The sequence below is a fragment of the Tenacibaculum sp. MAR_2009_124 genome (genome assembly GCF_900105455.1).
Lineage (GTDB): Bacteria > Bacteroidota > Bacteroidia > Flavobacteriales > Flavobacteriaceae > Polaribacter.
Map to the genome: position 1 here is coordinate 31264 of NZ_FNSF01000001.1, position 12806 is coordinate 44069.

At 34.6% G+C, this 12806-nt stretch carries 1 protein-coding gene (running past one end of the window); it reads left to right on the forward strand.

Translation table 11 applies throughout. From position 1 onward, the window contains the following. Positions 1 to 12806, forward strand: the 5' end (the start) of a protein-coding gene (locus BLW23_RS00140; RefSeq protein ID WP_093667233.1) for a non-ribosomal peptide synthetase. The gene runs 38656 nt beyond the window's last position; 12806 of the gene's 51462 nt are visible here — the first part of the coding sequence; its start codon is at positions 1 to 3; its stop codon lies off the right edge, out of view.

Consider the following 12806-nt stretch of genomic DNA (forward strand, 5'->3'; position numbering starts at 1 on the left):
ATGAATTTAAAAGAGAAGTTGCATTTAGCACAGCTAGAGGTTTATTATGGTCAATTAATAGATCCTCAAAGTCCAATATATAATATGGGAGGATATGCTGTTCTCACAGGTAAATTAGATATCGCACTTTTTAGGAGTACGGTAGCTAGTTTGTCATCAGTTTATGATACCTACAATTTTAGATATGATTTTACGGGAGTAGAACCATTGTTTTATGTAGGTGATCATAAAGGAGTTCATTTAAATGAAATTGATTTTTCGGAAGAGTTACATCCTGAGCAAAAAGCTAAAGAATGGATGCAACAAGGAATTGATACGGCTTTCGATTTAAGCAAAGAAAAACTTTATAGCTATACACTAATAAAATTAGCGGAAGATGTTCATTGGTGGTGCTGTTACAATCATCATTTAGTATATGATGGTTTTGGCTCAGCTTTAATGGTAAGTTATGTAATAGAAGAGTACGATAGAAGGTTGAATCAATTTGAACAACCTGAATCGATGAAATATCCGTCGTACTTTGATATAGCTAAAAAAAGTAATGACTATTTAGAATCAAAACAGTACGAAAAAGATGCTGAATATTGGAAAGAGAAATTTTCTAGTATTCCTGAATCTATAATTAGTAATAAGAGTAATACTAACAATACAGGAGGGCAACGATTTTCTATTGAAATTTCGAAAGCAGATAGAGAGTTGTTTAGTCGTTTAACAGAAAAAACTAAGGCAAACTTACCTCAATTTACAATAGCGGCATTATTACTATATTTTGGTAAAACCACAGATAAAAATACTTTTAGTTTTGGGGTGCCAATTCACAACAGAGTAAGTCGTCAAGAGCGCAAGGCATTGGGAATGTTTTCAGGAGCTATTCCTTTCAAAGGGGCTTATAATTCTGATGAAATTCTAATTGATTTTATTACTAATGTTAAAAAAACACAACGAAACGATTACAGACATAGACAATATCCAATATCACATTTAAATAGATCATTGAAGTTACTTTCAGAAGGTAGAAGACAACTTTTTGATGTTTTAGTGAACTATGAACCTTTCCCTTTTCCAAAATCACTCGAATCAGGTTTACACGTAGCCATAAAGCACTTATCTACAATAATCGATTTAGAAGTTCCTTTATCATTTCGTTGGTGTGACTACGGAGAAGATTCTTCACTTATTTTAAATATTGATTTTCTTCAAGAGTATTTTGGTCAAGAAGAAATTGAAAAATTAACAGAGAGGCTATTATTCACCTTAAGACAATTTGAAGAAAACCTATCACAACCATTAAAAGATATCTCAATACTTTCTGAAGAAGAAAATACAGAGTTAGTTAATGATTTCAATGATACATCAATAGTATATCCAGAGGATAAAACATTAATCGATTTATTCAGTACTCAAGTTCAAAAAACGCCAAATGTTATAGCATCAGTTTATAAGGATGAGGAATTAACATATAAGGAATTAAATGAATTATCAAATCAATTAGCACAGTATTTAGTTGCTAATTATTCAATAAGTATTGAAAGCTCAATTACTGTTATTTTAGAAAGGAGCAATTGGTTAATTGTTTCAATGTTGGCAATATTAAAAGCAGGAGGAACTTATGTTCCAATTGACCCATCATATCCTGAAGAAAGAAAATCATACATACTTAAAGATAGTGGTAGTATTTTTAGTATTGACAATGAATTCTTAAACGAATTTAAAGAGCAAAAAGAGGCGTACGAAATAAATTCAACGGGTGTTAAAGTAGAAGCAACGAATTTAGCGTACATCATCTACACATCTGGAAGTACAGGGAAACCAAAAGGAGTATTAATTGAGCATAGAAGTATTGTCAATACCATTCTGTCTCAAATAGAAATATTCTCAATTACTTCAGAATCTCATTGTTTACAATTTGCAAGTCAGTCATTTGATGCATCAATTTCGGAGATTTTTACTGTGCTTTTAAAAGGAGCAACATTATATACAATCGAAGAGGATAAAAAATCAGATGTTTTGTTCTTCAAAGAATATATAAAAAACAATGCGATTACCATTGCTACGTTACCACCAGCATTTTTACAATTGTTAGAAGTTGAAGACTTACAAGGATTCACCACTTTAGTAACTGCTGGAGAAGCAATTCCTTTAACATTGGCAAAGAAGTTTGCTGAGAGTTATAATTACATAAATGCATATGGTCCAACCGAAACCAGTATTTGTGCAACTACCTTTAAAGGAAATATAGAAACCCTTGTTCCAATAGGAAAACCAATCGATAACACTCAGATCTACATTTTAAATGAAGCAAATGAATTATTACCAAAAGGAGTAGTAGGAGAGTTGTGTGTTGGAGGAAGAGGAGTTGCTCGAGGATACTTAAATAGAGAAGAACTAACAGCAGAAAAATTCATTCCAAATCCATTTAAGAAAGACGAAAGAATCTACAAAACAGGAGATTTAGCTCGATGGTTACCTGATGGAAATATTGAATTCTTAGGAAGAAAAGATGATCAGGTAAAAGTTAGAGGGTATAGAATTGAATTGGGCGAGATAGAAAATGCTTTAGCATCACTTTCATCGGTAAATCAAGGCTGTGTATTAGCAACTGCTGATTCAAACGGAAACAAACGCTTGGTTGGCTATGTAGTTTCAAAAGAAACGTTCAATAAAGAACTTATTCAGGAAGAGTTAAAAGAGATGTTACCGGAGTATATGGTACCTACTCTATGGATTTCACTAGATGAAATGCCTGTAACAAGTAGTGGTAAAATCGCCAGAAAATCATTACCAACTCTGGAAGGCTCGGAGTTATCAAGTAAAGAATATGTAGCCCCAAGAAACAAGTTAGAAGAACAATTAGTAGCAATTTGGCAAGAAATATTAGGTTTAGAAAAGATAGGTGTTTATGATGATTTCTTTGAACTAGGAGGACATAGTTTATTAGTTGTTCAGTTAATCGCAAGCTTGCAGAAAATCGGATTCAGTATAGCGGTAAAGGATATCTTCTCAAAGCCTACCATTGCAGCGATTAGTAAAAATACGTCGTCGTCGTCTCCTACGTATCAAGTTCCTATCAATGGAATTTTTGAAGGAATGGATCGCATTTTACCAGAAATGGTTCCATTATTAAATTTTGGTCAAGAAGACCTCGATACAGTTGTATCCAAAGCACCAGGAGGGATATCGAATATTGAGGATGTGTATCCACTATCACCATTACAGGAAGGAATCTATTTCCATTATTTAATGAGTGATCAAGATCATGGTGATCCATATGTGTTATCAAGTTTGTTTTCATTTCCAAGCAAGGAAAGGCGTGCTTTATTTATAGAAGCTTTACAATTTGTAGTGGATCGTCATGATGTACTGCGTACTTGTGTCATAAGCGAAGGTTTACCAAAGGCTGTTCAGATAGTACTTAGGGAAGCAGTATTGAAGGTAGAGGAGTTAGATGTAACTTTATCAGAGTTAGAATTACTAACTGAGCCAGGAAACCAACGAATGGATGTATCAAAAGCACCATTGTTAGAGTTAAAATCAGCAGATGATGTAACTACAGATAGTTATTACCTAATTATCAATCAACATCACCTAGTTTTAGATCATGTTGGGTTAGAGAAAATTGTATTAGAGATCACGGCCTATTTATCAGAAAAAACATCAGATCTTCCAACACCAGCTTTATACAGAAATTTTATTGGTCATACATTACATTCGCAAACAACAAATGATAGCGAATCATATTTCAAAAATCTATTAGAGAATATTGAAGAACCTACTTATCCATTTAATTTATCAGATGTAAAAGGAAATGGAAGTGATGTAGAAGAGTCGAGTATATTTTTATCACCTAAGTTAGGTGAAGAAATTAGAGAGGTTAGTACTAAATTAGGAATGAGCCCAGCGGTCTTATTCCATGCAGCTTTCGGATTAGTTGTCGCTAGATGCAGTAGTAAAGATTATGCCATTTTTGGGAGCTTGTTTTCTGGACGTTTACAGGGAGTTTCAGGAGCTTCAGATTCTTTAGGACTTTTTATCAACACATTGCCATTTTATGCTGAATTAAGAGGGACTATTTCTGAGTATATAGAAGTTATAAAGAAAGGACTAAGAGCTTTATTACCGTATGAACAAACTTCTTTAGCTGATATTCAAAGATGGAGTGGTGTTTCTAATGAAGTACCGCTATTTAGTGCTTTGTTAAATTTTCGTCATTCTGCAACCTTATCTGAAAAAGAAGCAATTATTGAGAATCTTGGAGTTACTTCCATAGAAAGCCACGAAAGAACAAATTACCCGCTTACTTTAAACGTTGATGATCGAGGAGATGATTTTCAACTGGAAGTTCAAATGAGTGGAGGAATTTCATCAAATGTAGTTCTTGTATACATGCAAGAAGCTTTGGAACAATTACTAGAAGGATTGACTTCTGAAGGAGCTATTGAAGTTAGTAGTACGGCAATCTTACCAAAAGAGGAGTTAACATTATTAGATACATTCAACAACACTCATGCTGAGTATCCATTAGATAAAACATTGGTTGATTTATTTGCAGAACAAGTAATTAAATCACCAGAGGCAATTGCTGTTGTTTTTGAAGGTGAAGCATTAACCTTTGCTGAGTTAGACGAGCGTTCAAATCAGTTAGGATATTATTTACGTGAACAAGGAGTTACCCCAGATACTTTGGTAGGTATTTGTATCGAACGTAGTATAGAAATGCTGGTTAGCATTTTAGGAATCTTGAAATCGGGAGGAGCGTATGTGCCAATCGATCCAGAATATCCAGAAGATCGTATTGAGTATATGTTATCGGATGCTGAGATCAAATTGGTATTAACGAGCGCAAAAGTTGAATCAGAAGTATTAGGAGATCGTGAAGGTGTCACTACCGTTACATTAGATAGTCAATGGGAAACTATAGCAAGTTATTCAATAGATGCTTTAACTCCAGTAGTATCTCCAGAGAATTTGGCTTATGTAATTTATACTTCAGGAAGTACAGGAAAGCCAAAAGGAGTAATGAATCAGCACAATGGTATTGTAAACCGTTTGTTATGGACGCAATCAGAATACCAATTGACTTCAGAGGATACTATTTTACAAAAAACAACATTCAGTTTTGATGTATCGGTATGGGAATTATTATGGGGAACTATTAGTGGATCGAAATTAGTATTAGCAAAACCAGAAGGACATAAAGATGCACGTTATTTAAAAGAGATTATAGAAGAGCACAAAATAACGACGATGCACTTTGTACCATCGATGTTGAGAGTGTTCTTAGAAGAAATAGCCTCAGGAGATTGTGATTCTTTACGTCGTGTAATTTGTAGTGGAGAAGCCTTACAGGTAGATCATGTAGCTTTATTCAATGAGAAATTCACAGGAGTAGCATTACACAATTTATACGGACCCACGGAAGCAGCTATTGATGTTAGTTATTGGCCAGTTCCATTAAACAAAGAAATTAGCAATGTATTAATTGGACGTCCAGTAGCCAATACAAGTTTATATGTACTGGATGATTCAATGAATTTAGCACCGATTGGAGTTGCAGGAGAATTATGTATTGGAGGAGTTCAGGTAGCTAGAGGCTATTTAAACAAAGAAGAATTAACCAATGAGAAATTCATTCCGAATCCATTTAAGGAAGGAGATAGAATTTATAAGACAGGAGATTTAGCCCGTTGGTTACCTGATGGGACAATAGAATATATTGGAAGAAAGGATAATCAAGTAAAGATCCGTGGATACAGAATTGAATTAGGAGAGATAGAAAACACATTATCATCATTAGAAAGCATCAGTCAATGTTGTGTGCTAGCAAAAGATGATAGTATAGGAAGCAAGCGTTTAGTAGCCTATGTAGTTCCAAATGGAGAATTCGGGAAAGAAAATATTCAAAACGAATTAAAAGAGATTCTTCCAGAGTATATGGTACCTGGATTATGGGTTGAGTTGGAAGCAATGCCATTAACAGTGAATGGCAAATTAGATAGAAAAGCGTTACCAGAACCAGACGGATCATTATTATCAACGAAAGAATATGTTGCTCCAAGACATGAGATGGAATCTCAAATGGTGAGCATTTGGCAAGAAGTATTAGGGATAGAAAAGGTAGGAGTTAACGATAATTTCTTTGAATTAGGAGGACATAGTTTACTGGTTGTTCAGTTAATCTCGCGTTTACAAAAGATAGATTTCAATATCGCGGTAAAAGATGTTTTCTCAAATCCAACGATTGCATCTATGAGTGATAGCGCTTCATCATTATCGTTAATGTATCAAGTTCCAGCGAATGGAATAACAGAAGATATAGATCAGATTGTTCCAGCAATGGTTCCTTTATTGGATTTTGCTCAAGAAGATATTGATGCAGTAGTTTCAAAAGTTGAAGGAGGGGTATCGAATATTCAAGATATCTATCCATTATCACCATTACAAGAAGGGATTTATTTCCATCACTTAATGAGTGATAAGGAACAGGGAGATCCATATGTTTTGTCTCATTTACTGTCTTTTGAAAATGAAGAGAAGCGCAAATCTTTTATAGAAGCCTTACAATTTGTAGTGAATCGTCACGATGTATTGAGAACATGTTTTGTAAGTGAAGGTTTACCCAAAACGGTTCAGGTAGTACAAAGAGAAGTTAAGTTATCGATAGAAGAGCTAACCTATGAAAATGCTACAGCTGTTGAGTCTCAATTAGAAGAATTAACCGCTCCGGGAAGTCAATGGGTAGACACTTCTATTGCTCCATTATTACAATTAAAATCGGTAAATGATCTAGAAAGTGGTGCTTGTTATTTGGTATTAAATCAGCACCATTTGATATTAGATCACGTTGGAATGGAGAAGATTGTAGCAGAGATTGAAGTTTACCTTTCAGGAGAAGTAGCAACACTTTTAGAACCAGTATTATATAGAGATTTTATAGGCCATACCTTACATTCACAAACCACAAACGATAGTGAATCATATTTCAAAGATTTATTAGATAATATCGAAGATCCTACGTATCCATTTGGTTTATCAGATATCAAAGGAGATGGAGGAGATATCCAAGAATTTAGTAAACTCTTGAATAAAGAGCTAAGTAAGGAAATCCGAAATATATGTACAAAGAACGGAATGAGTCCAGCGACTTTATTCCATGCAGCTTATGGACTCGTAGTTGGAAAATGTAGTAATTCAGAGTATGCGTTATTTGGTTCGTTATTTTCAGGACGTTTGCAAGGAGCTTCAAATTCAGCAGACTCACTAGGGTTATTCATTAATACTTTACCATTTTTAACTGAGTTAAACGCAAGTATTTCAGACTATGTCATTGAAGTTAAAAATAGATTAAATGAGCTTTTATCTTACGAACAAAGCCCATTAGCTGACATTCAAGGATGGAGTGAAATTTCGAATGATGTTCCTTTGTTCAGTGCTTTATTAAACTACCGTCATTCTTTTGAAGCATCAAATAAAGAAGGCCTTACCACAAGTTTAGGAATTACAAAAATAGAAAGTCAAGAGCGAACGAATTACCCATTTACTTTAAGTGTTGATGATTATGGGGTAGACTTCGGTTTGACGGCTCAAATTGAAGAGCATATCGATGCTGCTCGTGTTGTAGAGTACATGCAAGAAGCCTTAGAACAATTAGTAAAAGGCTTGAATTCGGAAGAAATTATTGAAGTTAATAGTGCAGTAATTTTACGAAAAGAAGAACAACAACAATTATTAGAAGATTTTAATACAACAACTGTTGATTTTGGAACGGATCAAACTATTTTAAATCTGTTTTCAGATCAGGTAAAGCAATCACCGAAACAAGTAGCTGTTGTTTATAAAGGAGAAGCATTAAGTTATAAAGAATTAGATCAACGTTCAAATCAAGTAGCTCGATATTTACAAAATCAAGGAGTTCAACCAGATGGATTGGTAGGAATTTGTATGACGCGTAGTTTGGAGATGATCGTAGGAATTTTAGGAGTTTTAAAATCAGGAGGAGCCTATGTTCCAATCGATCCGAACTATCCAAAAGAGCGTATCGAATATATCATAGAGGACACTGGAATTGAATTATTATTAAGTAATGCTTCAAGTCAAGATGCTTTAGAAGACAAAGAAGGATTCACCAGCATTGCTTTAGATACAGATTGGAATCAGATTTCAGAATATTCAACAAGAAAATTAAGCTATCAATCAATCTCACAAGAGAATCTGGCGTATGTAATTTATACTTCAGGAAGTACAGGAAAACCAAAAGGAGTACTTATTGAACATGGTAATATGTTCAACTTGGTAAACTGGGCAATCTCAAACTTCAAGGATTCATTGGATTTAGGAATGCTAGCCAGTACTTCTATCAACTTCGATTTATCGATTTTTGAGATATTCACCTCACTAGCATCAGGAGCAAAGATTGAATTAGTTGATAACTTATTATCACTAGTTGAAGATTCAGAAGTTTCTGTATCATTAATCAATACAGTACCAAGTGTTTTACTAGGAGTCTTAGAATCAGGAAAATTACCAGAGACAGTAAAAACCATTAACCTAGCAGGAGAGCCATTACTACCAAGTTTAGTAGATCGTATTTATGAAGAAAGCTCAGTAGAAGCGATCTTTGATTTATACGGACCATCAGAGGCTACGACTTATAGTACCTTTATCAAGAGAGAAATCAACGGAGTTCAAACCATTGGACGTCCGATTGCCAATACTCAAATATATATTTTAAGTGAATCGAGTGAACTCCTACCGGTAGGAGTTGTCGGAGAATTATGTGTAGGAGGAAAAGGAGTAGCTAGAGGATATTTAAACAGAGAAGAATTAACGAATGAAAAATTCATTTCAAATCCATTTAAGGAAGGAGAAAGAATTTACAAGACAGGCGATTTAGCACGCTGGCTCTCTGATGGAACGTTAGAATATGTAGGAAGAAAGGATTCACAAGTAAAGGTTCGTGGATACAGAATAGAATTAGGAGAGATTGAAACAGCTTTAGCAGCCATAAGCAATATTCAAAACAGTTGTGTACTAGCCAAAGCAGATGTCACAGGAAGTAAGCGATTGGTAGGATATGTAGTTGCAGAGGGAGAGTTCGACAAAGAAAAAGTTCAAACCGAGCTAAAAGAGAGCTTACCAGAATACATGGTCCCATCTTTATGGGTTGAACTCGAAGAAATGCCATTAACCGCTAGTGGTAAATTGGATAGAAAAGCATTACCAGAACTAGACGGCTCATTATTGTCAACCAAAGAATATATAGCTCCAAGAACTGTGGTTGAATCACAAATCGCTACGATTTGGCAAGAGTTGTTAGGTGTTGAGAAAGTAGGAGTTTATGATAATTTCTTTGAATTAGGAGGGCATAGTTTATTAATTGTTCAATTAATATCACGTTTACAAAAGCTTGATTATCATATAGCTGTAAAAGATATTTTCTCAAAGACTACGATCGCGTCAATGAGTGAAATAGCAATGCCTTTATCATCAATGTATCAAGTTCCAGCAAATGGAATTACTCTAGAAGTGGAACATATAGTTCCTTCAATGGTTCCATTGTTAGATTTTACTCAAGAGGATATTGATGCAGTAGTTTCAAAGATTTCAGGAGATGTTTTGAATATTCAAGATATGTACCCTTTATCACCGTTGCAGGAAGGAATGTATTTCCATTATTTAATGAGCGATAAAGAGCAAGGAGATCCATACATATTACCAAGCTTATTATCATTTCCAGATAATGAAAAACGGGCTTTATTTATAGAAGCTTTACAATTTGTGGTAAACAGACATGATGTATTACGTACTTGTGTAGTAAGTGAAGGATTACCGAAAGCTGTTCAAGTAGTACAAAGAGAAGCTAAATTATCGATAGAGAAGCTAGCATTTGATAATACAACAGATATTTTAACTGAATTAGAAGACTTAACAGCTCCAGGAAATCAGTGGATGGATGTTACCAAGGCTCCATTACTAAATTTATTAACAGCAGAGGATCATAAAAGCAATACGTATTATTTAGTTATACATCAGCATCATTTAGTGTTGGATCATGTTGGGTTGGAAACAGTTGTTGCAGAGATTGAAATGTATCTGTCAGGAAACAAAGAAAGTCTCCCAGTAACTGGATTATATAGAAATTTCATTGGAAATACATTACATGCGCAATCTGTAAATGATAGTGAAATTTACTTTAAAGAGTTAATAGGTAGTATTGAAGAGCCTACATATCCGTTTGAGCTATCAAATGTCCGAGGTAATGGAAGCAGTATAAAGGAATCAGTAGCTGTACTATCTGAAGATGTTAGTAATGAACTTCGAGAGGTTAGTACGAAATTAGGAATGAGTCCAGCAGTATTATTCCATGCAGCTTTTGGACTGGTTGTTGCAAAATGTAGTAATTCTGAGTACGCCCTATTTGGATCGTTGTTTTCAGGTCGTTTACAAGGCTCTTTAGATGCAGCAGATTCACTTGGGTTGTTTATCAATACCTTACCGTTTTACGCTTCTTTAGAAGGTAATGTTACTGAATATGTCAAGGCAGTTAAACAGCAGTTGAATGAGTTACTGCCTTATGAACAAACACCATTGTCAGAAGTGCAAGATTGGAGTGGAATTTCAAATGAAGTTCCATTATTTAGTGCATTATTGAATTTCCGTCACTCACGTGCTTCTGAAGAAGAAATTAGTGATTCTTTTGATTTAGGAATTACAGCCATAAGTGGTCAAGAACGTACAAATTATCCATTTACCTTAAACGTTGATGATTATGGATCTATTTTCGAGCTTACAGCACTTATAGATGAACAGGTTTCTGCAGATCGTGTCTTAACGTATATGCAAGAAGCCTTAACAAGTTTGTTACAAGGATTAAAAGTAGAGCAAAAAGAATCAGTTACAAGCTTAGCTATTTTATCTGAAGAAGGAACTACAGAAATATTAGAAGTTTTCAATGCTACTGAATTAACGTATCCATCAGAGAAGTCGGTAATAGAACTATTTGAAGGTCAGGTAGTAAAAGCACCAAACAAAGCAGCGATTTCATTTGAAGGAACTACATTAACGTATGAGGAACTAGATAAACGTTCAAATCAATTAGCACATTATTTACAAGCGCAAGGAGTAGAGATGGATACGTTTGTAGGAATCTGTATGGATCGTAGTTTGGAGTTACTTATTTCGATTTTAGGAGTCTTAAAATCAGGCGGTGCTTATGTACCAATCGATCCAAGTTATCCAGAAGATCGTATCGAGTATATGTTAAGTGATACTACGATTAATTTGGTATTGACAAGCGAAGCAAATACTGAAGTATTAAAAGATAGAGATAATGTATCAATCATTTCTTTAGACAAGCAGTGGAATGAACTAATTGCAACCTATTCAGAAAACAGTTTAAATACAACTATTTCATCAAATGATTTAGCGTATGTGATCTACACTTCAGGAAGTACAGGACAGCCAAAAGGAGTTCAAATCGAACATAAAAACATTGTTAGTTTAAGTACGAGCTGTGATTATGTAGAGCTGAATTCAGATACGGTTTGGTTATCAACAGGATCGATTTCTTTCGATGCAACCACAATTGAATATTGGGGAACCTTACTTAATGGAGGAGAACTTGTTTTAACAACCAAAGACACTTTATTAGATACCGCAAGCTTTAAAGCATTATTACAAGAGAAAGAGGTAACTACATTATGGATGACTGCTTCATGGTTCCATGGGGTAGTAGAGGAAGATACGAGTGTTTTTGCTTCATTAAAACATTTACTAGTTGGAGGAGATGTAGTTCTATTCAACTATACCAATAAAATAAAAGAGTTATATCCAGATGTAACGATCATCAATGGATATGGACCGACAGAGAACACGACGTTCTCAACCACGTACACTATTGAAATCATCGAAGAAAATCTTCCAATTGGTAAGCCAATAAAGAACAGAGTGGCTTATATCGTTGATTCAGTAATGAACTTAGTTCCTGTAGGAGTAGAAGGGGAATTAGTTGTAGGAGGAGCAGGAGTTGCTAGAGGGTACTTAAACAATGAAGAACTCACCCAAGAGAAATTCATTTCAAGTCCATTTAAAGAAGGAGAAAAACTTTACAAAACAGGAGATTTAGCGAAATGGTTACCTGATGGTAATATTGAATTCGCAGGAAGAAAAGATGCTCAGGTTAAGATTCGAGGATATAGAATTGAGCTAGGGGAGATAGAAAACGCGTTATCCAATTTAATCTCTATCAGTCAATGTTGTGTATTAGCAAAAGAAACTGTTGGTGGTACCAAATACTTGGTAGGATATGTTGTTTCGGAAGGTGAATTTGATAAAGAAATAATTCAACAAGAATTAAAACAACATTTACCAGATTATATGATTCCATCGATTTGGGTGGAAATGGAAGAGATGCCATTGACGAGCAATGGTAAATTAGACAGAAGATCTTTACCAGAGCCAGATAGTTCAGATTTATCAAGCAAAGAGTATGTCGCTCCAAGAAATGAAACAGAAGAACAATTAGTTGCGATTTGGCAGGAATTGCTAGGAATTGAACAAGTAGGAGTTTATGATGACTTTTTTGAATTAGGAGGACATAGTCTATTAATTGTGCAGTTGATTTCTCGTATGCAAAAGTTGGATTTTTATGTTAATATCAATGATATTTTCTCAGAACCAACAATTGCAGAAATTAGCAAAAAAATATCTTCTGAATCATCAATTTATATCGTTCCAGCAAATGGAATTACTGCAGGAATCGATCGTATTGTACCAGAGATGGTTCCTTTATTAGGATTTGATCAAGAAGA